The organism is Kitasatospora sp. NPDC101108 (assembly GCF_055584725.1).
In genome coordinates this window covers 45,144-71,138 of record NZ_JBVJLM010000020.1, presented here as the reverse complement: position 1 = coordinate 71,138, position 25,995 = coordinate 45,144, and the positions used below count along the sequence as shown (strand labels likewise).

At 72.1% G+C, this 25,995-nt stretch carries 23 protein-coding genes, 2 tRNA genes and 1 pseudogene; 12 read left to right on the top strand and 14 right to left on the bottom strand.

Going from position 1 to position 25,995, the window contains the following annotated elements:
- Window positions 1–64 precede the first annotated feature (64 nt).
- The 3 genes and pseudogenes from ACZ6Z8_RS31460 to ACZ6Z8_RS31450 all read right to left on the bottom strand — a co-directional run.
- A complete protein-coding gene (locus ACZ6Z8_RS31460) occupies window positions 65–721 on the bottom strand; it encodes a class I SAM-dependent methyltransferase (RefSeq protein ID WP_465613437.1) in 657 nt (218 codons plus the stop codon).
- Window positions 718–1,245 (bottom strand): TIGR04282 family arsenosugar biosynthesis glycosyltransferase, encoded by a 528-nt coding sequence (locus ACZ6Z8_RS31455; RefSeq protein ID WP_465613483.1) that lies wholly within the window; start codon window positions 1,243–1,245, stop codon window positions 718–720. The genes ACZ6Z8_RS31460 and ACZ6Z8_RS31455 overlap by 4 nt, the downstream gene beginning before the upstream one ends.
- Before the next feature lie 99 nt (window positions 1,246–1,344).
- Window positions 1,345–2,055 (bottom strand): annotated as a pseudogene (locus ACZ6Z8_RS31450) (glycosyltransferase family 2 protein); the annotation flags it as partial.
- A gap of 152 nt (window positions 2,056–2,207) precedes the next feature.
- Between ACZ6Z8_RS31450 and ACZ6Z8_RS31445 the strand changes: the two are divergent.
- Together ACZ6Z8_RS31445 and ACZ6Z8_RS31440 are read left to right on the top strand one after the other, a co-directional pair.
- The gene (locus ACZ6Z8_RS31445) at window positions 2,208–3,011 is read left to right on the top strand and encodes a response regulator transcription factor (RefSeq protein WP_465613436.1); all 804 of its coding nucleotides are present in this window, start codon (window positions 2,208–2,210) and stop codon (window positions 3,009–3,011) included.
- Window positions 3,008–4,165: a sensor histidine kinase gene (locus ACZ6Z8_RS31440; RefSeq protein ID WP_465613435.1), complete on the top strand. Its 1,158-nt coding sequence runs from the start codon at window positions 3,008–3,010 to the stop codon at window positions 4,163–4,165. Before ACZ6Z8_RS31445 ends, ACZ6Z8_RS31440 begins: the two co-directional genes overlap by 4 nt.
- A gap of 2 nt (window positions 4,166–4,167) precedes the next feature.
- Here ACZ6Z8_RS31440 and ACZ6Z8_RS31435 read toward each other — a convergent pair whose 3' ends face one another.
- Window positions 4,168–5,223 carry an NAD-dependent epimerase/dehydratase family protein gene (locus tag ACZ6Z8_RS31435; RefSeq protein ID WP_465613434.1) on the bottom strand — a complete coding sequence of 352 codons (1,056 nt, stop codon included), beginning with the start codon at window positions 5,221–5,223 and terminating at the stop codon, window positions 4,168–4,170.
- A gap of 438 nt (window positions 5,224–5,661) precedes the next feature.
- Here ACZ6Z8_RS31435 and ACZ6Z8_RS31430 point away from each other — a divergent pair, with 438 nt between their 5' ends.
- Window positions 5,662–6,915 (top strand): PP2C family protein-serine/threonine phosphatase, encoded by a 1,254-nt coding sequence (locus tag ACZ6Z8_RS31430; protein ID WP_465613482.1) that lies wholly within the window; start codon window positions 5,662–5,664, stop codon window positions 6,913–6,915.
- A gap of 252 nt (window positions 6,916–7,167) precedes the next feature.
- Window positions 7,168–8,112: a non-homologous end-joining DNA ligase gene (ligD, locus tag ACZ6Z8_RS31425; protein WP_465613433.1), complete on the top strand. Its 945-nt coding sequence runs from the start codon at window positions 7,168–7,170 to the stop codon at window positions 8,110–8,112.
- Between the two features lie 59 nt (window positions 8,113–8,171).
- On the opposite strand, the gene ACZ6Z8_RS31420 is transcribed toward ligD, so the two are convergent.
- Window positions 8,172–8,399 (bottom strand): hypothetical protein, encoded by a 228-nt coding sequence (locus tag ACZ6Z8_RS31420; RefSeq protein ID WP_465613432.1) that lies wholly within the window; start codon window positions 8,397–8,399, stop codon window positions 8,172–8,174.
- Window positions 8,400–8,532: 133 nt separating this feature from the next.
- Window positions 8,533–9,405, bottom strand: coding sequence for a helix-turn-helix domain-containing protein (locus ACZ6Z8_RS31415; RefSeq protein WP_465613431.1), 873 nt, complete (start codon window positions 9,403–9,405; stop codon window positions 8,533–8,535).
- 170 nt (window positions 9,406–9,575) lie between these two features.
- On the opposite strand from ACZ6Z8_RS31415, the gene ACZ6Z8_RS31410 reads away from it, so the two are divergent.
- Entirely contained in the window at window positions 9,576–10,610 is a 1,035-nt protein-coding gene (locus ACZ6Z8_RS31410) for an SDR family oxidoreductase (RefSeq protein ID WP_465613430.1), read from the top strand.
- Window positions 10,611–10,887: 277 nt separating this feature from the next.
- Here the strand turns inward: ACZ6Z8_RS31410 and ACZ6Z8_RS31405 are convergent, their stop codons facing one another.
- Window positions 10,888–11,493 carry a TetR/AcrR family transcriptional regulator gene (locus tag ACZ6Z8_RS31405; protein ID WP_465613429.1) on the bottom strand — a complete coding sequence of 202 codons (606 nt, stop codon included), beginning with the start codon at window positions 11,491–11,493 and terminating at the stop codon, window positions 10,888–10,890.
- Between the two features lie 175 nt (window positions 11,494–11,668).
- On the opposite strand from ACZ6Z8_RS31405, the gene ACZ6Z8_RS31400 reads away from it, so the two are divergent.
- Both ACZ6Z8_RS31400 and ACZ6Z8_RS31395 read left to right on the top strand, forming a co-directional pair.
- Window positions 11,669–12,388: an SDR family NAD(P)-dependent oxidoreductase gene (locus tag ACZ6Z8_RS31400; RefSeq protein WP_465613428.1), complete on the top strand. Its 720-nt coding sequence runs from the start codon at window positions 11,669–11,671 to the stop codon at window positions 12,386–12,388.
- A 522-nt stretch (window positions 12,389–12,910) separates the two neighbouring features.
- Entirely contained in the window at window positions 12,911–13,417 is a 507-nt protein-coding gene (locus tag ACZ6Z8_RS31395) for a hypothetical protein (RefSeq protein ID WP_465613427.1), read from the top strand.
- A 65-nt stretch (window positions 13,418–13,482) separates the two neighbouring features.
- Here ACZ6Z8_RS31395 and ACZ6Z8_RS31390 read toward each other — a convergent pair.
- Window positions 13,483–13,559, bottom strand: a tRNA-Met gene (locus tag ACZ6Z8_RS31390).
- 126 nt (window positions 13,560–13,685) lie between these two features.
- On the opposite strand from ACZ6Z8_RS31390, the gene ACZ6Z8_RS31385 reads away from it, so the two are divergent.
- On the top strand, window positions 13,686–13,838 hold the full coding sequence (locus ACZ6Z8_RS31385) for a hypothetical protein (protein ID WP_465613426.1): 153 nt from the start codon (window positions 13,686–13,688) through the stop codon (window positions 13,836–13,838).
- 464 nt (window positions 13,839–14,302) lie between these two features.
- On the opposite strand, the gene ACZ6Z8_RS31380 is transcribed toward ACZ6Z8_RS31385, so the two are convergent.
- The gene (locus tag ACZ6Z8_RS31380) at window positions 14,303–15,223 is read right to left on the bottom strand and encodes an LAETG motif-containing sortase-dependent surface protein (RefSeq protein WP_465613425.1); all 921 of its coding nucleotides are present in this window, start codon (window positions 15,221–15,223) and stop codon (window positions 14,303–14,305) included.
- Between the two features lie 440 nt (window positions 15,224–15,663).
- Between ACZ6Z8_RS31380 and ACZ6Z8_RS31375 the strand changes: the two genes are divergently transcribed.
- Complete coding sequence (locus ACZ6Z8_RS31375; protein WP_465613424.1) at window positions 15,664–17,064, top strand: extracellular catalytic domain type 1 short-chain-length polyhydroxyalkanoate depolymerase; 1,401 nt, start codon at window positions 15,664–15,666, stop codon at window positions 17,062–17,064.
- Window positions 17,065–17,245: 181 nt separating this feature from the next.
- On the opposite strand, the gene ACZ6Z8_RS31370 is transcribed toward ACZ6Z8_RS31375, so the two are convergent.
- The 3 genes from ACZ6Z8_RS31370 to ACZ6Z8_RS31360 all read right to left on the bottom strand — a co-directional run bounded on the left by ACZ6Z8_RS31370 (window position 17,246) and on the right by ACZ6Z8_RS31360 (window position 20,802).
- The gene (locus ACZ6Z8_RS31370) at window positions 17,246–18,058 is read right to left on the bottom strand and encodes a hypothetical protein (RefSeq protein WP_465613423.1); all 813 of its coding nucleotides are present in this window, start codon (window positions 18,056–18,058) and stop codon (window positions 17,246–17,248) included.
- Between the two features lie 259 nt (window positions 18,059–18,317).
- On the bottom strand, window positions 18,318–19,301 hold the full coding sequence (locus ACZ6Z8_RS31365; RefSeq protein WP_465613422.1) for an aldo/keto reductase: 984 nt from the start codon (window positions 19,299–19,301) through the stop codon (window positions 18,318–18,320).
- Window positions 19,302–19,458: 157 nt separating this feature from the next.
- The gene (locus ACZ6Z8_RS31360) at window positions 19,459–20,802 is read right to left on the bottom strand and encodes a bifunctional folylpolyglutamate synthase/dihydrofolate synthase (protein WP_465613421.1); all 1,344 of its coding nucleotides are present in this window, start codon (window positions 20,800–20,802) and stop codon (window positions 19,459–19,461) included.
- A 392-nt stretch (window positions 20,803–21,194) separates the two neighbouring features.
- On the opposite strand from ACZ6Z8_RS31360, the gene ACZ6Z8_RS31355 reads away from it, so the two are divergent.
- A tRNA-OTHER gene (locus ACZ6Z8_RS31355) sits at window positions 21,195–21,268 on the top strand.
- 279 nt (window positions 21,269–21,547) lie between these two features.
- Here ACZ6Z8_RS31355 and ACZ6Z8_RS31350 read toward each other — a convergent pair.
- Window positions 21,548–22,666, bottom strand: a complete 1,119-nt coding sequence (locus ACZ6Z8_RS31350; RefSeq protein ID WP_465613420.1) for an outer membrane protein assembly factor BamB family protein — start codon at window positions 22,664–22,666, stop codon at window positions 21,548–21,550.
- Between the two features lie 489 nt (window positions 22,667–23,155).
- The gene (locus tag ACZ6Z8_RS31345) at window positions 23,156–24,028 is read right to left on the bottom strand and encodes an alpha/beta fold hydrolase (RefSeq protein WP_465613419.1); all 873 of its coding nucleotides are present in this window, start codon (window positions 24,026–24,028) and stop codon (window positions 23,156–23,158) included.
- 239 nt (window positions 24,029–24,267) lie between these two features.
- On the opposite strand from ACZ6Z8_RS31345, the gene ACZ6Z8_RS31340 reads away from it, so the two are divergent.
- Both ACZ6Z8_RS31340 and ACZ6Z8_RS31335 read left to right on the top strand, forming a co-directional pair.
- Window positions 24,268–24,999, top strand: coding sequence for a DUF7873 family protein (locus ACZ6Z8_RS31340; protein WP_465613418.1), 732 nt, complete (start codon window positions 24,268–24,270; stop codon window positions 24,997–24,999).
- 562 nt (window positions 25,000–25,561) lie between these two features.
- Window positions 25,562–25,984 (top strand): phage tail protein, encoded by a 423-nt coding sequence (locus tag ACZ6Z8_RS31335; RefSeq protein WP_465613417.1) that lies wholly within the window; start codon window positions 25,562–25,564, stop codon window positions 25,982–25,984.
- Window positions 25,985–25,995 lie beyond the last annotated feature (11 nt).

The window sequence follows — 25,995 nt, the reverse complement described above, 5'->3', positions numbered from 1 at the left end:
CCCCTGGACCGCGCCGCCCGTCCTCCGCCGCGTCCAGGGGCGCTCACCCTTTGCGCGGCGCGGTTCACCCCTTGCGCAGCGCGAGGAAGTGGCGGCCGTGCGAGGTCCAGCGCTCCGCCCCGACGAGGCCCGTGGTGCGGGCCCGTCGCAGGGTGGCGTCCGCGCCGAGACGGGCCCAGGGAAACGGCGGGCCCAAGCGGCCGTCCGGGCCTTCCACCCGGACGACGGCGCGTTCGTCCACCTCCTCCGGCTCCACCTCCACCAGCAACAGCCCGTTCGGTGCGATGAGTTCGGCGCCCCGGCGGAGCAGGGCATCGGGGTCGCCGCCGATGCCGAGGTTGCCGTCGGCGAGCAGCGCGGCGCCCCAGCGGCCCTCGGCGGGCAGGCGGTCGAACACCGATCGGCAGAGCGCCGGACCGCCGAGGTGCCGGGTGCGCGCCACGGCGGCGCCGGTGATGTCGACACCGAGCGCCGGGACGCCGAGGGCCAGCAGAGCGGCGACCAGGCGGCCGGGCCCACAGCCCAGGTCCACCACCGGCGCGTTCACCCGCAGGCAGCGCCGCAGCAGGCCGTGGTCACTCGCGGCGGCGGGCGCGCACCAGCGTTCGACATCGAGGGGGACGCGCGCCCCGTCCTCCTGGCGCAGCCACAGCGGGCCGTGCCCGGCGCGGACGGCCTCGGCGAACGGATCGTCCACCCACGCGGTGGCCTGGGCGGTCATCCGGCCGTCCCCGGTGCGGCGTCGATCGAGCGCAGGCACGCGGCGAACGCGGTCTGCGGTGCCTCGGCGGCGACCCGGCGCGCGTCGAGGATGGTGTCCACGTCGGTGGCCCGGTCGAGGTGGTGGACCGTCAGCCCGTCGGCGACGAGGCGGTCGAGCAGGGCACGCCCGGTGCCGGGCGTGGACATCGGTACGCCCAGCAGGAGCCGCCGGGCGAGTCGCCCGGTGGGGCGCGCCAGCCCGAGGGCCCAGAACCCGCCATCGGTCGCGGGCCCGAACCAGGCGTCCACGCCCGGGCGGCGGGCGGCCGACAGCGGCTCGGCCAGCGCCGCCGCGTCCAGCTGCGGGGTGTCCATGCCGACCAGCAGAGCGGGTACCCGCGGGGCCACCCGGCCGGCGTGCGCGAAGGCGGCGGCCAGGCGTTCGTCGAGCCCGCCCGCGCACTGCGGCACCACCTCCCATCCCGGTGGCAGCCACCCACCCGGTTCGCCGTCCAGCACCAGCAGCCGCCGCCCGGCGGGCATCCGGCTCAGGGTGGCGAGGGTGTCCGCGATCGCGGCTCCCGCCAGTGTCGCCGCCTGCTCGGGGGTGCAGGGCGGGGTGAGGCGGGTCTTCACCCGCCCGGGCACCGGAGACTTCGCGATGACCAGCAGGGTGGGCGGCGGTGCGGCCAGGACGGCCCGCATGTCCCGTACGGCCTGCCGGGTGCCGCGCAGCGTCCCGGTCACCTTGGAGCGGCCGGTGCGGGGCAGGTAGTCGACGGCGGTCTCGGCGATCCGCAGCCCGGCCGCCGAGGCGGCGAGCACCATCTCCAGCGGATAGCCGGAACGGCGGTCTCCCAGTCCGAGCGCGAGCAGCCGCTCCCGGTGCACGGCGCGCATCGGCCCCAGGTCGTGCAGCGGCGCGCCGGTCCGGGCGCGCAGGCGGCGGGCCAGAAGGGCGTTGGCGAGCCGAGCGTGCGCCGGCCACGCGCGTGCCTCCCAGGGGCGGCGCCGACCGAGTACGAGGTCCGCCGCGCCCGCCGCGACCGGCGCGGCGACCCGCGGCAGTTGGGCCGGGTCGAGCGAGCCGTCGCAGTCCATGAAGCAGACCAGCTCGGCGGTCGCGGCGAGGAGTCCGGCATGACAGGCGGCACCGAAACCGCGCCGGTTCTCCGTGACGACGGTTGCGCCCAGGGAGCGGGCCAGTTCCGCGGAGCCGTCCCGCGAGCCGTTGTCCACGACGATCGCCCGCCAACCGGCGGGCACGCGTCCGAGCACCCAGGGGAGCGCCTCGGCCTCATCGAGGCAGGGCAGGACGACATCAGCGACAAGGGGAGGGATCACGTCGGCCACGCTAACCGCGGTCGGGCCCGTCGAAGCCGAACCGCGCCCTTACGGAAGTGCGACGTCCGGGCACCGCTGGCCCGTTCGGCGGATCTTACGGAACCCGGACGTCGGACCCGGCGTGCCGCTCGGCGCTCGCCGGGGCTCGTATCCTCGGCGGGGTGAACGAGAGCCCCGCCACCCCAGGACCGCCGTGCCCCGGCCGCATTCTGGTGATCGACGACGACCCGACCGTGGCCGAGGTCGTCGCCGGCTACCTCACCCGGGCGGGCCACCGGGTCGACCGCGCTGCCGACGGCGACAGGGGCCTTGCCCTGGCCCGAGCCCATCGCCCGGACCTGCTGGTCCTGGACCTCATGCTCCCCGGCATCGACGGCCTGGAGATCCTGCGCAGGTTGCGCGCCTCCGAGGACGGCGCCGGGCTGCCGGTCGTCCTGCTCACGGCCAAGGGCGACGAGGCCGACCGCATCCTCGGCCTGGAACTGGGCGCGGACGACTACGTCACCAAGCCCTTCAGCCCGCGGGAACTCGTCCTGCGGGTCCAGTCCGTGCTGCGCCGCTCCCGGGCCGCCGCTCCGGCGTCCCCCGTCGGCGGCCCGGTGGTCTCCGGAGACATGGCGCTCGACCCGCAGGCCCGCCGTGTCCACCGCGGTGGGCGTGAACTACTGCTCACCCTACGGGAGTTCGACCTCCTGGCGTTCCTTCTCCGGCACCCGCAGACGGTGTTCTCCCGCCAGGAGCTGATGGAACGCGTGTGGGGCTGGGACTTCGGGGACCTGTCCACCGTCACCGTCCACGTCCGCCGACTGCGCGAGAAGATCGAGGACGACCCGGCCGCGCCGGTGCTGATCACCACCGTCTGGGGCGTCGGCTACCGCTACGACCCGGCGGCCGGGCAGGCGGGCGGCCCGGCAGCGGACCAGCAGCGCGGCCCGGCAGCGGTGCGGGAGGGTGACCCGGCGTGAAGGACCTGCTGCTGATCGCCCTGTTCGCCGCGCTCGGAGCCGGCGGGGCCGGTCTGCTCGGCTGGGCGGCCGTCCGGCTGCTGCGCCGGCGCTCGCTCGCGCTGGCGCTGTTCTGCGTCGCCGCCGTCACCGTGCTGGCGGTCACCTCCGGGACCTTCGCCGTCGCCCAGGCGATGTTCCTGTCCCGGCACGACCTCGGAGTGGTCATCACGGTGCTGGCGATGGCCTCGGTGGTGTCGCTGGCGACCGCCGCGCTGCTCGGCCGCCAGGTCGTGGCCGGGGGCAGGGCGCTGACCGCGGCCGCCCGGACCGTGGGCAGCGACACCGGGTTCACCGCGCCGGAGCCCCCGCTCGGCCTGGAACTGGCCCAGCTCAGCGAGGAACTCGCCGCCACCAGCGCCCGACTGGCCGAGTCGAGGGCCCGCGCGCAGGCCCTGGACGCCTCCCGCCGGGAGCTGATCGCCTGGATCTCGCACGACCTGCGCACCCCGCTGGCAGGGCTGCGCGCCATGGCCGAGGCGCTGGAGGACGGCGTCGCGAAGCATCCGCAGCAGTACCTGCAGCGGATGCGGACCGAGGTCGAGCGGCTGACCGGGATGGTGGACGACCTCTTCGAGCTCTCGCGCATCCAGGCGGGGGCATTGGCCCTGTCGCTGTCCCGGGTGTCCGTCTACGACCTCGTCGACGACGCGCTCGCCGGGGCCCATCCCCTGGCCCGGAAGCGTGGTGTCCGCCTGGAGGGCCGGCAGGTCGCCGCCGAACCCGTCGAGGTGGACAGCGGCGAGATCACCCGGGTGCTCGGAAACCTCCTGGTCAACGCGATCCGCTCGACCCCGGAGGACGGCGTGGTCGCGGTCTCCGCTCGCCGGGAGGCCGACGAGGTGGTGCTGTCGGTCACCGACGGCTGCGGCGGCATCCCGGAGCAGGACCTGCCCCGGGTGTTCGAGACGGGGTGGCGCGGCAGTGCCGCCCGCACGCCCCGGCCGGCCGACCAGGGGAATCCGCGGCAGCGGAGCGAGGGCGGGGGCAGCGGTGCCGGGCTCGGGCTCGCCATCGTCCGCGGCATCGTCGAGGCGCACGCCGGGCGCGCCCGGGTCCGCAACGTCACCGGGGGCTGCTGCTTCGAGATCGTCCTTCCCGCCGCGCGAACCTGAGGTCACGCGCGCAGTGGCGCCGCCGCGAACTCCGCCATTCCCTCGGCGAACGGGACCCGGGCACGCCAGTCGAGCTCCTCGCGGAGACGGGAGGAGTCCGCGGTGACGTGCCGGACGTCGCCGAGCCGGTACTCGCCGGTCACCACCGGGGCCGGACCGCCGTGAGCGGCGGCCAGCGCCCGGGCCATCTCCCCGATCGTGTGCACCTCGCCGCTGCCCACGTTGTAGGCCCGGGCGCCGCCCGGCGGCCGATCTCCGACCGCCGTGAGCGCGGCCAGGTTGGCGGCGGCGACGTCTTCGACGTGGACGAAGTCCCGCCGCTGGCCGCCGTCCTCGAACACCCGGGGCGCCTCACCCCGGGCCAGGGCGGAGCGGAACAGCGAGGCCACTCCGGCGTACGGTGTGTCGCGCGGCATCCCCGGCCCGTAGACGTTGTGGTAACGCAGCGTCAGAACGCGGCCCCCGCAGGCTCGGGCCCAGGCGCTCGCCAGGTGCTCCTGGGCCAGCTTGGTGGCCGCGTACACGTTGCGCGGATCGGTCGGAGCGTCCTCCGTCACCAGCTCGGGGTGCAGTGGTGCGCCGCACCGCGGGCACGGCGGCTCGAACCGGCCGCCGTCCAGCTCGTCCGGGCGGCGCGGACCGGGCGAGACGTCTCCGTGCACCGGGCACCGGTACCGGCCCTCGCCGTAGACCACCATCGACCCGGCGAGCACGAGGTTCCGTACCCCGGACCGCGCCATCGCGGCAAGCAGCACGGCGGTGCCCAGGTCGTTGCAGCCCGCGTAGGCGGGCGCGTCGTCGAGATCCAGCCCCAGGCCCACCATCGCGGCCTGGTGGCAGACCGCGTCCACCCCGGCCAGCACCTGCCCGACCGCCGCCGCGTCCCGCACGTCCCCGCGCCGCAGTTCCACGCCGTCCGGCAGCACGGGCATCACCCCGGAAGGGTGAACGGCGGGCAGCAGCGCGTCCAGGACGCGGACCTCGTGACCGGCCGCCACCAGCGCCCGCACGACCGCCGAACCGATGAACCCGGCGCCGCCGGTGACCAGAATCCTCATGCCCGCCGACGCTACCGGCCGCGGACCGCACAGCCACCGAAGGCGGCCGCCGCGTCATCCATCGGTAAGAAGCAGCAGCCTGCCATCGGCTCTGAGCCGTGCTCCGCGGAAGGCGGCGTCACCCTTGGGGGGAGGTCGGACTGCTCGCCTTCGAAGCTGTCTCCTGCGGCAGGACCGGTTCGGCCTGCAGGTGGGGCAGCTCGGCCGCCGGAATCGGCGTCATGGGGCACCGAGCGGTCGGCGCTCGGCCGGGTCCGGCTCCCGCGACCGGTGATGCCTGCTGGGCGTGTGCTCCCGGCCTGGCGACGATGTCGTGCGTAGCGTTGACGGTGATGAACGAGGCGACGCGTGAATCGTGATGCGGACCATCCGGGCACGTCACCTGGTGAGGGGGACAGGCCGGATCTTCGGCTGTTCCTGGACGATCAGTTGGAGGGCATCGCCCAGCAGTTGCGTGCTCTGGCCAGGGCGAGGGACCGGGTGCAGGGGCTGCTGTCGGCGGCGCTGGCCATCGGCAGCGAGCTGGACCTGCCGACGGTGCTGCAGCGGATCGTCACGACCGCCATGGACTTGGCCGACGCGCGCTACGGAGCGCTCGGCGTGCTTGCCCCCTCCGGCGACCACCTGGAGCAGTTCATCACCGCCGGGTTGACCGACGACGAACGCGCGGCCCTCGCCGGGATCGAGTTTCCCCACGGCCGCGGCGTCCTCGGGCACCTGATCCACCATCCCGAGCCGCTGCGGGTGGACGACATTCCCTCGCATCCGGCCTCGGTCGGCTTCCCGCCCGGCCATCCGCCCATGCGCACCCTGCTCGGCGTGGCGATCAGCGTCCGAGGCGAGATCTACGGGGACCTCTACCTCTCCGGCCGCCATGACGGCCAGCCGTTCGACCGGGATGACGAAGGGGTCGTACGGGCCCTCGCGGGAGCAGCCGGCATCGCCATCGAGAACGCCCGCCTGTTCGGCTACATGCGCGACAGCGCGGAACAGTTCCAGCGACTCCTGCTGCCCGTGCTGCCGGACCTCACCCCGTTCTCCGGCGCCGCGGTCTACCGTACCGCCGCCGAACCGGCCACCGTCGGCGGCGACTGGTACGACGCCGTCGTCCTGCCCGACCGCGCCTGCGCAGCCGTCATCGGCGACGTCGTCGGCCACGACCTGCACGCCGCCGCCGCCATGGCCCAGACCCGCAACATGCTCCGCGCCCTGCTCTACGCCCGCAAGACCCCGCCCAGCGCGGTGCTCACCCAGCTCGACCGCACCATCCACGCCATCACCGATCTGCCCGTCACCACCGCGCTGCTGGCCCGGATCGAACCCGCCACCAACGGCTGGACACTCCACTGGAGCAGCGCCGGCCACCCGCCGCCGCTCATCCTCACTCCCGACGGACCACCCCGGTACCTGCACGCCGAACCCGGCATCCCCCTCGGCGTCGACGACGAGATCCGTCGCCCCGACCACACCCACCTCCTGCCCGGTGGCACCACCGTCCTGTTCTTCACCGACGGCCTCGTCGAACACCCCGATCACGCCATCGACGACCGCCTGGACGTCCTCGCCGACCTCGCCGCCGCCCACGCCCACCGGCCCCTGGACGACCTCGTCCGCACCCTCGCCGACAACCACCCCAGCGACGGCCACGACGACATGGCCATCCTGGCCATCCGCACTCCCACCGAAGACTGACTGGACGGGCCTCTCCTGTCCGGAGAGTGACGCCGGGCTGGCCGGCGACGGCCGCCGAGGCGTCCCGCGCGTACTGGATCCGAGCCCCGTACTGCGCGATTGGGCGGAACGGAACTGGCGCAACGTTCCAGGCCCGTTCTACGGTGCGGCGACCGACCATGCCGAGTCCGTCGTGGCGTGCCCGGGTTTGCGGTGTCGGCCGACCGGCCGTATCCGGCTCCACGACGGTCGGGCCGGCTGCACCCTGGAAGCATGAGTCCCGAGGGATCGGCGCAGGTGAGGCTGCCGCATGTCGAGCCGATGCTCGCGACGGCCGGCCCACTGCCAGCCGGGCCAGGCTGGATGGGGGAAGTGAAGTGGGACGGGGTGCGGTGCATGGCGTACGTGCCCGAGGCCGCGCCGGTCCGGCTGCTCGGCCGCCACGGAACGGACTTGACCGACCGGTTCCCCGAGGTGGCCGAGGCCCTGACGGTGCGGGGCCCGCTGGTCCTGGACGGCGAGCTCGTGGTCATGCGCGGAGGCCGCCCCTCGTTCGCGGCCCTGCAGGGACGCATCCACCGCACGCGTCCCGCCGCGGTACGGGCCGCGGCAGCCGCTGCGCCCGCTGTGTTCGTGGCGTTCGACCTCCCGCACACCAGGGAGCGATCACTGCTCATCGAGCCGTACGCGCGGCGGCGAGAGCTGCTGGAGGGCTTGGAGCTGGAGCGGCCGGGCCTGCGGGTGCCGCCGGTATGGGACTCGGTCGCCGAGGCGTTCGGCTGGACACGGGAGCACGGGCTGGAAGGTGTCGTCGCCAAACGATCCGACTCCCCGTACCGGCCGGGCACACGCTCCCGGGACTGGGTCAAGATCAAGCATCTGCGTACCGCCGACGTCGTGATCGGCGGCTGGCTGCCCGCCCCCCGTGAAGCATCGGTCCGCGCGGTCCTGGTCGGCGTTCCGGTCGAAGCCGAAGGACGACTGACGTTCGTCGGCTCGGTCGGCACCGGGTTCGCGGGGGCGGAACGCCGCGCCCTGGCTGCCGTGCTGCGGCGCATCGACTCCCCGGTGTCCCCGTTCACCGCCGCCGGACTGGGACTGCCACGCGGCACCCTGGTCCGGTTCGTCCGCCCCGAGCTGCGCGCCGAGGTCGAGTTCCTCGAACTCACCGACGCCGGCCGACTCCGTCAGCCGGTGTGGCGAGGTCTGCGCGGCTGATCGCCGCCCGACCACGGCTGTGATTGATCGCGATGGTCGTCACTTGGACGAGGTGGCTGTCACCGGCTTCCGGTGCCGCGAGGGTGCTGGCGGCCGGCCTGCGGCTTGGCGGCTTTCCCTTCGACGCCCAGGCTGGCGAGTTGCTCGATCCAACCGGCGGCGATGCCGCGCGCTTCGGTGGCGATGACGGGCCGCAGCGGCAGGACGAGGTCGCGCAGCAGCGCGTCGAGGTAGGCGTAGGCGTGCTGATCGACGCGCAGGCTCTCACCGCTGCAGTCCGACCGCATCGACTTCCTGGGCTCGGCCGTTACGTGTTGGCCGACGAGGAGGACGGCGAGTTGTGACACGGCGGCTCGGCACGCGCGAACGGACTTCCCAGGTGGTGCTGGTGGGGCAGCTGTCCGACCGGGTGCGCGGCCGTTACGTCCGCCGCTCCCGGGCTGCATCGGAGGAGGGGACATCCGGGGCCGATGCCGGTGGCAGCGATGCGGAAGCCAGCAGGCTGAGCTTTTCGGCGCTGTCGGATCCGGGCTGCGGGTGGTAGATGACGAGCATCATCGCGTCGGTCCCGTTGAGGAGGAGCTTCTCGCGGTCAAGGGTGATCGGCCCTACCTGCGGATGCTCGAACGTGAGGGAAACCGCGGTGCGCCGGGTCCCGACGTCGTGTCGGGCCCACAACTGGCGGAACCGCGGACTGGCCACCGAAAGCTCCCCCACCAGCTCGACCACGCGCGGGTCGTCGGCATCGGTCCCCACCGAGTTGCGGAAGCTCGCCACCAGGCCGGCCGTCGTGCGCTCCCACTCGGGGAACATGGCCGCCTCGGCCTGATCCAGGAAGACGTCCTTGAGGCGGTTGCGGCCCGGTACCAGGCGTGGTGAGAACGCTGTGGCCCACTGGTTGGCGGCGAGCACGTCGAGGTAGCGGCCCTCCACGAACGCCGGCAGGCCAAGGGTGTGCACCAGCCGCACGACGCTGGGCGGGACGATCTCACGCTGCGGACGCCGACGAGGGCGACGTGGCTTGTCGGCGGCGAGGGTGAGCAGGTACGTGTCGTCGTCGAGCTGCAGGACCCGGGCGATGGACTGGAGCACCTGGACCGAGGGATTGCGGTCGCGGCCCTGCTCCAGGCGCAGGTAGTACTCGGCGCTGATGCCCGAGAGCATCGCGACTTCCTCGCGGCGCAGGCCCGGGACGCGGCGCCGGCCGATGACCGGGATGCCGACCTGCTCGGGGGTGACCAGTTCGCGCCGGGCACGGAGGTATTCACCCAGCAGGTTCGGCTCCTCGCTCATACCGGCCAGCTTAAGCAGGCAGCGGGCCGGGTGCCTGGTCCCCGCACTACCAGTGTCAGCGGGGGACTGCCTCGTCCCGCTCCGCGGCCGCAGGCTGGGGATGTGTCGAGCACCGGTCGGGACGGCCGGTGCCCAGCTTCATACACACCCACGACAAGGAGTAGATGATCATGTCCAAGCAGCGTGTGCTGGTGACCGGGGGCTCGGGTCTGATCGGCGGGCACGTGATCCTTGAGCTCCTCGCCCAGGGCCACCTGGTGCGAGCCACCGTCCGGTCGCTGGACCGGGAAGCCGCCGTCCGCGCGTCCCTGACGCAGGCCGGGATGACGAACGGTGACGACCTCGAGTTCGTCGCCGCCGACCTGACCCGCGACGAGGGCTGGCCCGACGCACTCAAGGAGGTCGACTACGTCATCCACGTCGCCTCCCCGGTCATGCCCGGCCACGTCGAGGACGAGCAGCAGGTCATCGGCCCCGCACGCGAGGGTGCGCTGCGCGTGCTGCGAGCGGCCCGCGACAACGGTGTCACTCGGGTGGTGCTCACCTCGGCGTTCCACGCGGTTGCGTGGGGTCACCCGCACGACGACCACGTGTTCACCGAAGAGGATTGGACGGTCCTGGACGGGCCGGGCACCGACGCCTACGGACGCAGCAAGACGCTGGCGGAGCGGGCGGCGTGGGACTTCGTCACCACCGAGGGCGGCGGCCTGGAACTGACCACGCTGCTCCCCGTCGCGGTGATGGGACCAGTGCTGGGCCCGCAGGTCACCGGCGCCAACCAGCTGGTCCAGCGCCTGCTGACCGGCCGGCTGCCCGGCTTGCTCAACCTCTACTTCCCCGTCGTCGACGTCCGCGACATCGCCGCCGCGCACGTCACCGCGATGACCGCGCCGGGCGCGGCGGGCGAGCGGTTCCTTCTGGCCGCCGACCCCGCCCTGAGCATGGGCGAGATCGCCGGCATCCTCAGGGCCCAGCTCGGCCGGCACGCGGCTCGGGTGCCCACCGCTGTCATCCCCGACGACGCCGTGCGCGCCGGCGCCGCCACCGACCCCAGCTTGCGCTCGGTCAAGGACCAGTTGGGCTACGCACGCCGCTTCTCGACCGACAAGGCACGACGAATCCTGCGCTGGCACCCGCGCCCCAGCGAGGATGCCGTCGCGGCTGCCGGCGGCAGCATGATCGAACGGAGTGTGGTCACGCTCTGACCCGGGCACCGGGAGCCTCGCTCTCGGCCAGCGAGACCGGAGTTGGCCTGCTCGACGGCTTGTACGCTTCGCGCTACGGCGGGCGCCCGGTAGATCCTCGCGACCGAGGGAAACCGAGCGCCTCACCAAAGGACAGGCTCCCACCCCGGCCCCAACAGGAAGGCCGGCGCACAGACCATGCCCGCGGGCAGCATCGCGGACCGGCACCTCCGCCGATACCCGACCCGGTGATGTTTCTTCTCGATCTCGCTCCGGCAAAGGACCGTTCGCGAGAACGCTAGCCCCGCACCACGGCCAGCCCATGGTCGTACAGGTCAAGGATGTCGCCCCGCCCGTTGCCCTCAAGCCACGTCGCAGTGGCGGCATCGAAGCAGGCGAACGCGGTCGCGACGATGGCGCGGACCTGCCCTCTGTCCGTCCCCGAGGGCGTCAGCCGGGCTTCGAGCAGGGGCAGCAACTCCTCCTGGCAGCGCACTCGCTTCCCGAGGTAGGCGGCGCGCAGCGAGTCGGTGTGGTGCACCAGGCGGAAGCGCTCCAAGGCCTCCTCGGGTCTCGTGTGGAGGGAGAGCGCGGCCTTGAACGCGGCCCGCAACACCTCCCAGGCGTCGGCCTCGGCGGGCTGGTTGCGGACGGTTTCCGTCAGGAAGGCGACGAACTGCTCCTCGCTGCCGCCGATGAGGTCTTCCTTGGTGCCGAAGTAACGGAAGAGGGTGCGCTGGGAGACGCCGGCTTCGCGGGCGATCTGGGCGATGGTCGTCTCCTCATAGCCCTGCCGCGCGAACAGGCGCAACGCGGTCCGGAGGATCTCCTGGGAGGCCAGCTGCCGGGTGCGATCCCACAGCGTGGAGGTAGCCGGGTCCTTGCCTCGTGTTCCCTGCGTCATGCCGCCAGTTTAGCGCCGCCTGCCAACCTGGCACCCGCATGCGGTCTGGCAGTCACTGCCAGGGTGGCGTACGCTGCCATTGAAGCGTGCGGGTGCCCGCCCTGCGCTGGGCCTCCCGGGCCACCTCTGCCTCCGACGACGGAGGTGCCCCGCCCGATCGGCAAGGAGAACAACCGTGGCAGCAAAGACAGCACTCATCACCGGCGGAACCAGCGGGATCGGCAAGGCCACCGCGGAACTGCTCCACTCGCGCGGCTACCGCGTCATGGTCACCGGCCTCGGCGATCTCGACAGCACGGGCCTTCCCGCAGACGTCATCGCCGTCGAGGCCAACATCGGCTCCCTGACCGACATCGACCAGGCCCTGGACCAGGCGCGCGAGCACCTGGGCTCCCTCGACCTGCTCCACCTCAACGCGGGCCTGCCCCGTCCCGGCCTCTCGATCGAGTCCACCGACGAGGCCACGTTCGACGCCCTGTTCAACATCAACGTCAAGGGCAACTTCTTCATAGTGCAGAAGGCGCTCCCCCTGCTGAACGAAGGCGCGTCCGTGGTGTTCACCGTCGGCGCGGCCGAGGGGCTCGGCGCCGCCATGACCGCCGCCAAGGGAGCCCTGCTGCCCCTCGTGCGCTCCCTGGCCATCGAACTCGCCCCGCGCCGCATCCGGGTCAACGCGGTAAGCCCCGGCGTGGTCAACACCCCCGCGTACAGCAAGATGGGCATCGACCAGGACACGATCGCCTCCTGGGGCGAAGGCGTTCCCCTCGGCCGCGTCGGAGCTCCCGCGGACGTCGCCGAAGCCGTCGCCTTCCTCGCATCCGACGCAGCCGGCTACATCACGGGCGACAACCTGCTCGTCTCCGGAGGCATCGGCGTCCACGCCCGTGCCATGTAGGTGACGAGGCCGCAAGCCGAAAAGTGGCCTCGCAACCTTGTGGCGCTCCGCCAGGTCCTCAGATCCACCTCGAACCGGCCGCACAAGGGCTCACATGGGGTCAGAGGCCGCATACCCGCTCCCGGACGCGGCGCGAACCCACCGCCCACACCCCCACCCCCCCCGCGACAGGTCGTCCACGCCTGCCTCGGCCTGCAACGGATCCGGGTCCGCGCCCTCACCGTCAGGGCCGGCCACCTCGCCCCGGCCGCCGAGGGCGACGTCCAGCTCACCTTCGACCGGGCGGTCGAGGACCAGCGCCGCCTAACGTCCGTCCTGGACAAGGCCAACGGCCGGTGCGGCGCGCTCGCCGTCCGCCCGGTCGCCCTGTTCGGGTACGCGGCACCTGCCGCCGGGCAAACCGGAGCCATGCGGGGGAAGGCGGAGGGCATCAGCGTGTCCACGAGTTCGTATGACACCTCACATCGTCATCCTGTTGGCCAACAGCAGGATCCGGTACGACGTTTCGACGGAGGTCGTGGAGTGAAGCTCACCAGGCAGTCTGCCGTGATCAGTACCACTGTGGCGGCGGCAGTGTGGTTCGGCGCCGCCGGCGCGCAGGCCCAGGCCGATGGGAGCCTCCCTCCGCTCCTGGGCAACGTGTCGCTGCTTCAGGTGTGCTACCCGATGGGCCAGGTCGGGCAGGGCAACACAGTCAACGGCAATCAGAACATCAACTGCAGTCAGGGCGCTGGGCAGACCGCTCCCTCAGGCGACGGTGCAGGAGGCGTGACAGGTATCGGGGTCTTCGGGACCGAGGTCCCCGTTCCAGCGGGCGGGTCTGCCAACGCCATTGTGACCTGCCCCGACGGGAAGATCGCCACCGGCGGAGGTTACATTGCCGGCCCCGACGTCCGGGCCGTCAGGTCGTACCCGTACACGGAGGTCGGAACTCAGAAGCCCGTCGGATGGGTTGTCGACGTCGTCAACGAAGGCTCGACGTCGGAGGGCGTCATTCCCACTGCGGTCTGCGCTGACTCCGCCACGTGACCCCTGAGTCGCGAGCAAAAAAGCAGCCGGGCCCAGTGCGCTGATGCGTCCGGGCCCGTGCTTGTTGGTAGCGGGGACAGGATTTGAACCTGCGACCTCTGGGTTATGAGCCCAGCGAGCTACCGAGCTGCTCCACCCCGCGTCGGCAGGTCCGACACTACGGCATGGCTGGAGGAAAGCGCGAACCGTTTCCCGGTCCCGCGTGCCTCGTCGGCCTGCCGGAGGGGAATCGGTGCGGCCAAGCCGGTGGGTGGCGACAGCCGGGGCGGTGGCGTTCGACGAAGGCCCGCAGCCGGTGACGCTCGTCGCCCCGTCGCCGCCCGATGGCAGCTTCGCCTGCGGATTCGGGCCCGGCGACAGCAGGCGAGGGCGCAATGGCGGGCATCTGCACGCCCATGTCACGGCGATGTCGTTGTGCTGAAGCAGCGCCTTCAGGGCAGCCGGTCCGCCGGAGGCGACGGCCAGAACGTCCGAGTCGGCGGCCGAGAGGGCGGCCGGGAGGGCCACCAGGTTCGTGGGCTGGTCGTCGACGACGAGGACCCTGGGCCTGCCGGCCCGAACCCCGTCTACGCCGACGACCACGGAAAGTGGCATCGCGAGGGGAGCGCAGCGATCGACGACACCGGCGTCTTCACGGTCACGGCCCGGGACAGTCTCGCCGGGCCGGTCCTGGCGTGCGCGGGGGAGCTGGACATGGACCAGGTCCCGGTCTTCAACCACGGCGTAGGCCGGGCCGATCTCCTCCAATGCGGCCCGCCGCGCCGTCGCCGGCACGGCACGACGCCGACGAGTACCGGCGCAGGTTCCGGACTGTCCGGGGATACGGCCGACGGACGCCCGTGGTCCGGGGACCGCGGGCGTCCTGGGTACCTCAGCGGTGCCGCGTCAGCGGCGGGCGCTCCGACGGCGGGCGATCACCAGCGCGCCCCCGCCGACGGCGAGCAGCGCGGCCCCACCGGCGCCGTAGACGATCATCTGGCTGCTGTTGCCACCCGTGCTGGCCAGGGTGCTGGCCGGCGTGGTCGAGACCGGATTGACGGTCGGCTTGCCGATCGGGCCGGTCGTGTCCGCAGGCACGGCCGGGGCGGTCGACGGGGTGCCGCCGGACGGCGTCCCCGAGGTGGCCGGCGCCGACGGCTTTGCGGTGGCGGAAGGCGAGGCGGTGGCCGTCGCAGTGGCGGTGCCCGAAGGCGTCGCCGTGGCTGTGGGCGTCCCGGTCGGGTGCGGGGTCGCGGTGGACGTGGGCGACGCCGAGGAGGTCGGCACCGGGACGGTCGGCGTGCCGCTCGGGGTCGGCACGCAGGCCTTGCCGCCGTTCCAGGCCGAGATCAGGTTGTCCGTGAAGACGCCGTTCGGGTACCTCGGCGCGGGGTTGGCGACGCCGTCGAACTTCTTGTCGCCGTTGTACAGGTCGATCTGACCGAAGCACTTCGGCAGGTGGGCCGACACGTCCAGGGTCGCCTGGCGGTTCCCGCTGCGCAGCGTCGTGGTCGCCCACCCGAGGAGGGTCTGCTTGCCCGAGGTGGCCCAGGTCGGGCCCTGGGTCTCGTAGGAGGCCAGCGAGACCCGGTAGTCGCAGCCGTCCACGATTTCGCCGACCAGGCGGACCTGGATGGTGCCATGCGGCTGGGACATCCGGCCGTCGGAGATCCAGCCCTTGCCGCCGTCGACGGAGAACTCTACGCCGACGGTGCCGCATCCGTGCTCGGCCTGGGCCTGGGCGGTGCCGGCGGTGAGCAGCGGAGCGCCGACGGCTATGCCGAGGGCGGCGAGAGCCGGAAGGCTCCGGCGCAGGAGTTGGTGCACGAGGAAGCTCCCTAGCTAGGGGTTGTTCACGGTTCGGGGGGACTCATCACCGCTCCCGTGTTGGCGATCCCAAAGGACCGTCACCGGAACTGAGCGGACATGAAACCGTGACCGTACCCGATGGCCCGACAGTCCCGGACCCCAGGGCATGAACGTGGCAGAGAGACAGCCGTACTCTCGTTCAGCCGAGACAGCTCAAGAAGCTGAATGAGCGTCCCGCAGCCCCCGAAGACTTGTCCCAGGGCGAGTTCATGTGAGTTCTCGGCCTGACGGCTAGTTTCGGCCGCGGCCGCCGCCGCCCGATGGCGTGATCGTCGGCCGGCTCGCGGTGCCCAAAAAGATCTTCGCGGTCCGGTGCAACCTTTCCAGGGGCGGTGACAACTGGGTGGTGTCCGGACAGGTGGTCCGGTCAGAGGCAACGGCTGAAAGAGAGCATCGACATGTTCCCTCGCCCATCTACCAAGAGCCGACGGAGGAAGAGAGGTTCCACGCTGCGTTCCCGGTACCTGAAGACCCGCCTGCTCGGCGTCGCCGCCGCGCTCGGCATCGCGGTCAGCGTGAGCCTGCCGACCGCCCCCCAGGCCGCCGTCGCCTCGCTGACCCAGATCAGCAACTTCGGCACCAACCCGACCGGCCTGCAGATGAACCTGTACGTGCCGAACAACGTCAAGGCCAACCCGCCGATCCTGCTCGCCCTGCACGGGTGTCAGGGCTCCGGGCCCTACCTGTATCAGAGCCAGGACTTCGCATCGCTGGCCGACCAGTACGGGTTCCTCGTCATCTACCCCTCGACCCCCGGCGCAGCCTGCTGGGACGTCTCCTCCGACCAGGCGCTGACCCGCAACGGCGGCAGTGACCCGGTCGGGCTGATGTCGATGATCACTTACACCGAGCAGCACTACGGCGGCAACCCCGACGCGGTGTTCGTGACCGGGCAGTCGTCCGGCGGCATGATGACCAACGTGATGCTCGCCGACTACCCCGACGTGTTCAAGGCGGGCGCCGCGTTCATGGGAGTGCCCTACCACTGCTTCGCCACCGGCACGGTGCGCGGCTGGAACGGGCCCTGCGGCAGCGGGCAGGTCAACAAGACCCCGCAGCAGTGGGGCGACCTGGTGCGGGGCACCGCGTACCCCGGCTACACCGGCCCGCGGCCGCGCATGCAGCTGTGGCACGGGACCAACGACACCACCGTGAACTACAACAACCTCGCCGAAGAGATCAAGCAGTGGACCGACGTCCTCGGGGTGAGCCAGAACCCGTCGTCCACCGACACCCCCGCGGCCAACTGGACCCGCACCCGGTACAACAACGGCGCCGGCACCACCCAGGTCGAGGCGTACAGCATCTCTGGCGCCGGCCACGAACTGCCCGTCAAGGGCACCGCGATGGCCGCCGACGCCATCCACTTCATGGGCCTGGACGGCACCCCCTCCGCCGGCGGCAACACCGGCGCGCTGCACGCGGTGGGTGCGGGCAAGTGCCTGGACGACCCGAACGCGACCACCACGCTGGGCACCCAGCAGCAGATCTACAGCTGCACCGGCGCCGCGAACCAGACCTGGACCCGAACGGCGTCGAAGCAGCTGACGGTGACCGTGGGCGGCAGCGTGCTGTGCCTGGACGCCAACGCCATGGGCACCGTCAACGGCACCAAGGCGATCGTCTGGTCCTGCAACGGCCAGGCCAACCAGCAGTGGAACATCAACTCCAACGGCACGATCACGGGCGTCCAGTCCGGCCTGTGCCTGGATGTGACCGGAGCTTCCACCGCCAACGGCGCCTTGGCTGAACTCTGGTCGTGCCACGGCGGCGGCAACCAGCGGTGGACTCTCGGATAGTCGCGCTCCGGGGTCGAGGGCCGGCAAGCACCTCGCCGTGATGCTCCCCCGCACCCCGGTGACCGTGTCCTCAGGCGTCGCAGGCTTCCGGAACGGTCATCGGGGTGGGGTGGGCGCCACCTCGATTGTGCAGGGGACCAACCCCCGTACACACAGGCCGGTTTGACGTTGGTACGGATCGTCAGACGCTGGTGCTGATCTCGTTCACGATCCAATCGCCGAGTTCTTCGGTCATCGTGGTGTGCCCCTCGTTGCGGCTGGCGCACATGAAGGCGTCGAGCTCGCCGGCGCCCGCCTTGATCGGCTTGTGGAGCGCCTCCGTGTCGGCGATGTCGCTGACCGCGACGGCACTGACGGCCGGGATGAAACAGGACGTGCGGATGACCTCCGGGTCCACGTTGTTGCCGAGGGCCTTCATGAGGAGCTCGGCCAGGTCGAAGCTGCCGGGGTCGCCGTTCTCGGTCGGCATGGTGAACAGACCGCCGGGGGCCCCGTCGATCTCGGGCAGCCCCTTGGTGCTGACGGAGACCGGGGCGCCGCCCTTCTTCTGCAGGTGGGCGACGATCTGCTCGCCCTGGGACTGGGTCTTGAGCCAGGTGTCCTGCAGCGTCGTGCCGGCGCCCCTCACCGCGGTCACCCCGGCCTTGACGCCGTTGCCGCGGCCGGTGCCCACGCCGTTGGCGACACCGATCTTGCGGACGCGCGGCCAGGCGCCGGCCTCCTGGAGGTTCTTGAGGAACGCCGCCCGCTCCGGCGCCGCGGTGCCGTCCGCCTTGGCGAGGTGCCAGCGTGACATCTCCTTGGCGGCGGGGCTGTTGAGCAGTTCGGAGAACTCGCGCAGCTTCGGCCCCACGACGGGGAGGTTTGCGAAGTTCTCCGCCGCGAAGTGGGTGAAGCCCTGGAGGGCGACGGGGAACCACGCGCCCTGGTGGGGGGTGTCGTAGGAGAAGTAGAGGGCCGTCTCGTGGTCGGGAAGGTCGGGGGAGTTCTCCATCTTGGCCAGCGCGTAGCGGGTGACCAGTCCGCCCGGCCGGGCCCGCGTGGCCGCGCCTGACCCCCCGACGCCGCCCCCCGGCGCCCGGTCCTCCCGGGCGGTGGAGGCGGCAGTCCGGCGTCGCCGCTCCGGGACGCATCGCGTGGCCGGCGTCCCGCTCGCGCCGACCCGGCGGCGCGGGAACCGGTGGGGCGGCGGTTGGCCGGCGCCGCGGGGACCACCGCCCGGTGGATTCCGCCACACCCGGCCGGGCCCGCGGCTACCAGCGGCCGTGCACCTGCTGCCGGATGCGGCGGTCGTACAGCTCCCGGACGGCGTCGAGCGTGGCCGGCGGCAGCGGCGGCAGTGCGGCGGCCGCGGCGTTGGCCCGTGCCTGCGCCACATTGCGGGCACCGGGGATCACCGTCGTCACCCCGGGCTGCTGGACGACCCACTGCAGCGCCGTCTGCGCAGGGGTCGCGCCCTCGGGTGCGAGGGCGGCGAACTCCCTTGCCGCCTCGACACCCGTCGCGAAGTCCACGCCGGAGAAGGTCTCGCCCTGGTCGAAGGCCTCGCCGTGACGGTTGTAGGTGCGGTGGTCGTCCGGGGCGAAGACGGTCTGTTCGCTGTAGCGGCCCGAGAGCAGCCCCGAGGCGAGCGGCACCCGAGCGAGGATCGCCACCCCGGCCGCCTCGGCGGCGGGCAGCACACGCTCCAGCGGCTTGAGCCGGAACGCGTTCAGGATGATCTGAACGCTCGCGACGCCCGGGCGCGCGATCGCGGTCAGCGCCTCCGCGCACGACTCCACGCTCACCCCGTAGGCGGCGATCCGCTCCTCCGCCACCAGGGTGTCCAGGGCGTCGAACACCTCGTCCGAGGAGTAGACGGGCGTCGGCGGGCAGTGCAGTTGCACCAGGTCCAGCTGCTCCACGCCCAGGTTGTCCCGTGAACGGTCCGCCCAGGCGCGGAAGTTGGCGAGGTGGTAGTTCTCGGGGAGCTGCTCGGCCCGGCGGCCGAACTTGGTGGCGACGAACACCTCCGCGTCCGGGCGCTCCTTCAGGAAGCGGCCGATCAGCCGCTCGCTGCGGCCGTCGCCGTAGACGTCGGCGGTGTCGAAGAGCGTCACACCCGCCTCGACGGAGGCATCCAGCACGGCCAGGGCGTCCTCCTCCCGCACGTCTCCCCAGTCAGCACCGAGCTGCCAGGTGCCGAGTCCGATGATCGAGACAGGACGGCCGGTACGGCCGAGTACACGCTGTTCCATGGCGCGAGCCTCTCACGTCACGTCGACCGACGCCTGCCCCGGCATACCGGCCCTGGCGGTCGATGCCGCGCTCGGCGCGAATGAGCACGCGCCCCCACCAGTACAGGAGTCGGGCAGGGCCCATCCCCTCGTGGGGGCGCTCTCGACGTCCGGGGGCTCAGGCCGGGGGCAGGCCGAGCACGGTGCGGCTCTCACCCACCAGCCGAAGCGATCCCAGCACCACGATCAGGCCGCCGTGGCCCACCAGGCCGGCCGCCCGGCGCAGCGCGGTGCCGGTGTCGGGGGCGGTGACGGCGCCCGCGCGCCGGGCGGGGGGCAGTTGGCCGTGCAGTGCGGCGGGATCGGCGGCGTCGGGTGAGCCGGTGCGGGTGAGGACCAGCGGCCATGGCTGGGGTAGCAGGGCGAGCATTCCGGGCGCGTCCTTGCCGTGCATGGCGGCGAAGACGACGGCGGCCGGCGGGGTGCGGGTGCTGCCGGCCGCTCCGGCGATGCGTTCGATCTCGGGTGTCACGGTGGCCACGCCCTGCGGGTTGTGGGCTCCGTCCAGCAGGACCCGGCCGTGCCAGCCGTCCAGCCGCGCATCGGTGAGCAGTTCGAGCCGGCCGGGCCAGCGGGTGGCGGCCAGTGCCGGGCGCAGGAGTTCGTCCGTCGGGGTGTGGGCGTGGCCGCGCTCGGCGAGCGCGGCCGCTGTGGCGAGGCCGAGGGCGAGGTTGTGATGCTGGTGGGTGCCCGGCAGCGGGCAGGGCAGGGCGCGGTGCTCGCCGCGCGGCGTTGCGACGTCGAGCACGACGGCGCCGGCCGTGGCGCCGGGACGGGCGGTGCAGTGGATCTGCCGGCCGAGTTGCCAGAGTGTCAGACCGGTGCGGCTGGCCAGGACTTCTTCGACGGCCGTCTGGGCCTCGGGGTGCAGGTGCCCGAGGACGACGTGTTCGCCGTCGCGCACCGCGCTGGCCTTGGCCGTGGCGATCCGGGCCAGGGTGTCGCCGAGCAGGTCGGTGTGGTCCAGCCCGACGCCGGTGATCACCTTGACGTCGAGGTCCAGGGCCCGGACCGCGGCCCCGCGTCCGCCGATGGACGCCTCGGCGACGACCCGGGTGACGCGGGCCCGTCGGAAGTGGACGGCGGCGACCGCGGTGCACATGCCGGCGGCGGACAGCGGCAGGTCGTGCTCCTCGATCGCCGCCACCACCTCGGTGCAGGCCGCCGCGTACTCGGCCCGGCTGACCGGCCGGCCGTCGACCCGGACCCGCTCCCGCGGCTCCTGCAGGTGCGGGCTCGGCAGGCTGCCCACTCGCTGGCCGGTCGCGGACAGCGCCGCGACCGCGAAGGCGGCGGTGGAGCCCTTGCCGTTGGTCCCGACCACCATGGCTCCGCGTAGCCCGTCCTGCGGGTGGCCGAGTGCCGTCAGCAGCGCGGACAGGTTGCCGCGCCTCGCGACGCGCTCCGCCGACGGCATCCGGTGCAGCCCGGCGAGGATGTCCCCGCACTGCTGGTAGTCCATGAGGCGTAATGCTGTCACCGGGGACGACGCGGATGGCCGAAGGCGGCGCACTCGATCGGGTGAATCCCGCAGGCGGGCGTTCGGCGAGGGCGTGCGCCGCGCGAACGAGGGCGGGCTCCACGGGGAACAGGGAGCGGATGACGGGGCCGGGTGGTGAGCGGCTCGGAACGGTCGTTCGCCCGGGCGGTGCCGGCGGTTGGGAGTGGGGTGAGGGCCTGCGCGGGTGCGCGGGCCCAGGCCCTCGTGGGGCATGCAGGACGGCATGGCGGCCGCGAGCGCGCACACCGCAACCAGCGGCATCCGCTCGCCCGGCGCGAGGTCGGGCAAGGTGCGCCGATGACCTGCGAATCGTGTTGTCCCCACACCCGCCGCCCCTCTGCGCTCGCGCGCATCGGCGTGTAGCTCAGCAGCAGAGCACCGGGCTCTTTCCCGGAGAGCGCAGGGGCGGAACCTGCCACGCCGGCCACCGTCTCGCCGGCCAACGCCTCCCCGACCATGACCACGGTTGCCACGGCCACGGCCACGGCCATAGCGGCGCCGGAGCCGCGGCCGCCGGGCCGACAATCCGGTTGGCCGGAGCCGGGTCTGCCGGGCAGGATCGGCTGGTGCACGACGACGCTGAGCAGCAGCACCCCACCGGAGCCGGCCCACCTGGCGGTGCTGCCCGCGCCGCCACAGCTGCGCTTCGTCCAAGACCGAGTGGCCGGGCGAGACCACGCCGTTCCGGGGCCGGCGGGCTTGGTGGTCAGAAGCCGATTGCTGGGTAGACCGAGAGCGCGGTGCCGTCGGCGTCGGGGCTTCCGATGCCCATGTAGGTGTTGACGATGAGCGGGGCGAGTGTCGGGGGGCTGGGCAGATCCTGGCCGGTGATGGCGTTGAGGGCCACCGGGCCCCTTTGGGTCGTGCCGTAGACGACGCCGTGCCATGCGGTGGTCACGCGGGGAGCGATCCGGGTCTTGGCGTCATCGGGCAGGCGCCACAGGGTCTTCCCGCTGGCCGTGTCGAAGGCGAAGGCGATGTCCTTGTCCGCACAGACGGTCACCGATCGCTCGTCGTAGGCGCAGCCGAAAGGCGTCGAGCCGCCGCTGAACTCAAAGATCTGCTTGCCGGTCGTGCTGTCGAGGATCCAGGCGCTGCTCTTGAAACCGACGAAGCTGCGCCCCTGGATTGCTAGTCGGTTGGGTCCGGCCGGGATGAGGGTCGTGTCGAGCAGGTCGTAGGTCTGCTCCGCGGTCCAGGCCGCGCTTCCGTCCGCGATCTTCAGAGCCGACACCTGGTGCTTGGTGTACTCCGGCGAGACGAGACCGACGACCTGGTCGTCGGTGAGCTGGGCGCCGGTGAAGTTCTTCCGGGTCCAGAGGACCTTCTTCGTGGCGAGATCCACGGCCCAGACGAGGCCGTGGTCCGCGTCCGCCCCGGCGATGACCGCGGTCGTGCCGCGGACCCCGAGCACCGTGAGGGACCTGATGCCGGTGTAGTCCTGCGGGAGGTCGATCGGGATGGTCCAGGAGTCCGAGCCCTTGGAGGTGGACAGGGCGACCAGTTCGACAGCGGTGCGGTCCACGGATGTGCCCTGGCCCTGGATGACCATCCGGACCGCGGTCAGGACCATCCGCTGGCCGCCGGCCTGCGCGAGGACCGGCGGCGAGTGCAGGTTGCCGCCGTGCGTGGCGTTCGCAATGCCAACCATCTTGTGTCCATACAGGGCGTCAGCCTCAAGGCCGTAGTTGCCGGCGATGTAGTAGACCGTGCCATCGAGGAGGACGTCGGTGGCACGCACTTCGTCCGCCAAGGGTGCTGATTCCTTGCCCTGGGAGAACTTGGTCGGCGGGTCGTAGCCCTTGAACGTCGGCGACAACGTCATCGACGGTGTGGCAGGCGATGCGGCAGACGCCCCGCCAACTGGCGTACCCCCAGCGTCTCCTGTGGCCCCGCCCGTGCAGCCCGTCACCAGCACGACAGCGGCGGCCGTCACCGCGAGGTACGTGCGTATTCTCCGCGCCGTCATGTGTGAACCCCCCTGATCCACCCCGCAGACGTGGCGCCCGCAGGGCAGTGATCACTCTATCGCGCTGGGTGAGGGTCCACAGGCCCGCTTCCTGGGCAGTAGGCGGTGCTGGCGGTCTGCCGTGCCGACGATGGGAGGGTTCCCGACGTAGGCCGACTCGGACATACTCGATGGTCCGGCCGCATGTGACCGGCCGGGCCATCGCCGGGTGTGCGTCCTGGAGCCGGGTCTCAGCCCATGGCGTCGAGCGTGGACCGGTCGAACTGGACGACCGGTTCCGTGCTCAGGTGCTCCTGCCATGTCCCTAAGAGAACGCGCAGGTTGGCGAGCCGCCCGGGGACGCCCTCAGCCGAGGAAGGCGAGGACGCGCTTGGTCACCTCGTCGGGCGCCTCGACGAAGGGGAAGTGGCCCACGCCCGGGAGCAGGACGCCGTCCGAGCCCGCCGGCAGGGTCCGGAGCAGGTCCGCCAAGGCCTCCTCGTCCATCACCGGATCCTCGCTCCCGTGGAGGTAGAGGGTGGGCTGGGTCGGTAGTTCGGCGAGGAGCGGGCCCATCTCCCACCGGTCGGTGCCGAAGGTCGCGGCCGGGAAGTTCTGGCGGTAGAGGCCGAGTCCCGAGCGCAGGTTCTCCGGTGCGCGCAGGGCGTTCTTGCCGGCCTCGCGGAACTCGGTGGTGTCCAGCCCGGGGTCGGCGGAGCCGCTCCAGTGCTGCCAGAGCCAGTCCAGGTAGGCGAAGTCGTCGACCGGGACGAGCTGGTCGGCGACGCCCATCTGGAAGAAGTAGAAGTGGCTGTTTTTGTGGATCTGCACGGGGTCGGCGGCCTTGCGCTCGTAGAAGCGCAGCGGCGGGACGTCGGCCACCACGATCTTCGACCAGCGCTGCGGCGCGTGCACCGAGGCGCCCCAGGTGGTGAACCCGCCCCAGTCGTGCCCGATCAGGACGGCGTTCCCGTCGCCGCCCAGCGCCTCGTGCAGGGCGTTGGCGTCGGCGATCAGGTCGGCCATCCGCATGCTGCCGTCCGCCGGGACGGCGCTCGGCGCGAAGCCGCGCATGTACGGGGCGACGGCCCGGTAGCCGGCGGCGGCGAGGGCCGGCATCAGGTGGCGGAACATGTCCGGGGTTTCCGGAAAGCCGTGCAGCAGCAGGGCCAGCGGCCCCTCCCCCTGCTCCACGTAGGCGAAGTCGATGCCGTTCGCGGTGATGCGCTGGACGTCCATGCGTTCCTGGGTTCCCTTCCCCTGTGGGGCCCCGGCCCGCTCCGGAGGCGGGCAGGCCGGGGCGTCGCCCGCCCCGGCTCTCGGCTGGAACGAACGTTCTAATGGAATCACCGTAGCACGCACTAGAACGAACGCTCTATCTACGACGTCGGCCGGACGTTCGCCCGACCTTCGGGCCCGGCCGCCCCGCTCGGAAATTGGGTGTCGCTCGTCCGTTCGGGGCTGGTAGCGTCCTCGCCGTGGCAAAGCTGAACCAGATCATCGCCGTCGAAAAGGGCGTCAAGTCCAAGTCCTTCCAGGAACTGACGCAGGCCCACCAGGACCTGCAGAAGCCCGCGTTGCTGGCCGGGATCTCCCGCACCTACCAGCCCAAGGACGAGGAGGGCGAGCAGCTGCCGCCGGAGTCGACCCGGGTGCAGCTGAAGGCCGAGGACATCCTGCGGTCCACCGCGACCACCCTCACCCGGCTCTTCGACGTGACGGCCACCAAGGACTGGGCCAACGTCGGCGCCAGCGCCGACGTGGTGGTGGACGGTCAGGTGCTCCTCGCCAAGGTGCCGGTGCCGTACCTGCTGTTCCTGGAGAAGCAGCTCACCGACCTCTTCACCTTCGTGAAGAAGCTCCCGGTGCTGGACGCCTCCGAGTCGTGGAACCTCGACCCGTCGACGGACTCCTGGAAGACCGAGCCGGTGCGCACCATCCGGACCAAGAAGGTGCCGCGCAACCACGTCAAGGCCGAGGCCACCGAGAAGCACCCGGCCCAGGTCGAGGTCTACTACGAGGACATCGCGGTCGGCTACTGGACCACGGTCAAGTTCTCCGGCGCACTGCCGGCCCGCCGGGTGAACGAACTCGCCGAGCGCGTGGAGAAGCTCCAGCAGGCGGTCAAGTTCGCCCGCGAGGAGGCCAACGCGATCGAGGTCACCGACCAGCGGGTGGGTGACGCCGTCTTCGGCTACCTGTTCCGGTAGCCTCACGATCGCCCGCCCGGGGAGCCGGGCGGGTGCGCCGGGCGTCACCCTCCGCGGAGCCGGACGGGTGCGCTGCACGGCGCGCAAAGCTGACACTGATCAGTGAAGCTGACCGAGGGGTCACAGTGGGGGTTCGAATCCCTCCCCCGGCACCACCGGCCGGGGTAGCCCAAGCGGCAGAGGCAGCCCCCTTAATCTCAGACTCTCGCTCCAGTCTCAGCATTCGCCGCCGAACACCGGATCGACCGGGTGTGGACGAATATCGACGAATGCGGGTTCAAGTCCCGTCTGTGCCGCTCCGTGGCACGGTAGTTCAAAGGTAGAACGCGTCGATTTCAATCTGATCCACGGCCCTTAAACGTGTCGGTGTGCGCAATTGGGCGGCAAACAGGGGCCCGGGAGCTGGCTACGCTCCCGGGTCCTCTCGCATGCGCGGGCGCCGTGTGAGGGCCGTGTGACGGGCCGTGTGACGGGTGCTTGACGGGCCGTCACATACAGTCGGCTGCGGCGGTCGGCGGCCGACCGCGTCCCCGCGCTGTGCGGCCGACACCAGGAGCCCTCCATGTCCACGCCCGTCTACCGCTACAAGCTCACCGTCGCCGGGCAGGACCACCTGTTCGGCGACCTCTCCGGCCTAGGGCTGGAGTTCGAGACGGTCGTGTACCGGGAGGGCGGCGAGGACGTCGTGCGCCAGTCGCCCGGCGGGCGGAAGCCCACCTCCGTCTCGCTGCGCCACGGCTCGCCCGACGGCTACCGGGCCCTGTGGGAGTGGATCGGCTCGGTCGGCCCGGAGACCGCCGACCGCAAGGACGTGACGGTCTCGCTGCTGGACAGTGGGGCGGGCGCCCCGCGGGTGACCTGGACCGTCCACGGGGCCTTCCCGGTCACGCTCTCCTCCCTGGTCCGCCTGGAGGGCTGCGACCGGCCGGTGATCGGCGAACTGATCCTGTGCGGCGACGGCGTCGAGGCCCTCTTCCAGGAGTGATGTCCGGGCCG

What these genes read in the sequence shown, in the direction of transcription:
- ACZ6Z8_RS31370 (WP_465613423.1), bottom strand. Translation starts at nt 18,058, where the DNA reads ATGGAGAACTCCCCCGACCTTCCCGACCACGAGACGGCCCTCTACTTC.
- ACZ6Z8_RS31335 (WP_465613417.1), top strand. Translation starts at nt 25,562, where the DNA reads ATGTCCACGCCCGTCTACCGCTACAAGCTCACCGTCGCCGGGCAGGAC.
- ACZ6Z8_RS31410 (WP_465613430.1), top strand. Translation starts at nt 9,576, where the DNA reads ATGTCCAAGCAGCGTGTGCTGGTGACCGGGGGCTCGGGTCTGATCGGC.
- ligD (WP_465613433.1), top strand. Translation starts at nt 7,168, where the DNA reads ATGAGTCCCGAGGGATCGGCGCAGGTGAGGCTGCCGCATGTCGAGCCG.
- ACZ6Z8_RS31405 (WP_465613429.1), bottom strand. Translation starts at nt 11,493, where the DNA reads ATGACGCAGGGAACACGAGGCAAGGACCCGGCTACCTCCACGCTGTGG.
- ACZ6Z8_RS31420 (WP_465613432.1), bottom strand. Translation starts at nt 8,399, where the DNA reads ATGCGGTCGGACTGCAGCGGTGAGAGCCTGCGCGTCGATCAGCACGCC.
- ACZ6Z8_RS31460 (WP_465613437.1), bottom strand. Translation starts at nt 721, where the DNA reads ATGACCGCCCAGGCCACCGCGTGGGTGGACGATCCGTTCGCCGAGGCC.
- ACZ6Z8_RS31415 (WP_465613431.1), bottom strand. Translation starts at nt 9,405, where the DNA reads ATGAGCGAGGAGCCGAACCTGCTGGGTGAATACCTCCGTGCCCGGCGC.
- ACZ6Z8_RS31455 (WP_465613483.1), bottom strand. Translation starts at nt 1,245, where the DNA reads ATGCCCGCCGGGCGGCGGCTGCTGGTGCTGGACGGCGAACCGGGTGGG.
- ACZ6Z8_RS31435 (WP_465613434.1), bottom strand. Translation starts at nt 5,223, where the DNA reads ATGAGGATTCTGGTCACCGGCGGCGCCGGGTTCATCGGTTCGGCGGTC.
- ACZ6Z8_RS31365 (WP_465613422.1), bottom strand. Translation starts at nt 19,301, where the DNA reads ATGGAACAGCGTGTACTCGGCCGTACCGGCCGTCCTGTCTCGATCATC.
- ACZ6Z8_RS31360 (WP_465613421.1), bottom strand. Translation starts at nt 20,802, where the DNA reads ATGGACTACCAGCAGTGCGGGGACATCCTCGCCGGGCTGCACCGGATG.
- ACZ6Z8_RS31345 (WP_465613419.1), bottom strand. Translation starts at nt 24,028, where the DNA reads ATGGACGTCCAGCGCATCACCGCGAACGGCATCGACTTCGCCTACGTG.
- ACZ6Z8_RS31350 (WP_465613420.1), bottom strand. Translation starts at nt 22,666, where the DNA reads ATGACGTTGTCGCCGACGTTCAAGGGCTACGACCCGCCGACCAAGTTC.
- ACZ6Z8_RS31375 (WP_465613424.1), top strand. Translation starts at nt 15,664, where the DNA reads ATGTTCCCTCGCCCATCTACCAAGAGCCGACGGAGGAAGAGAGGTTCC.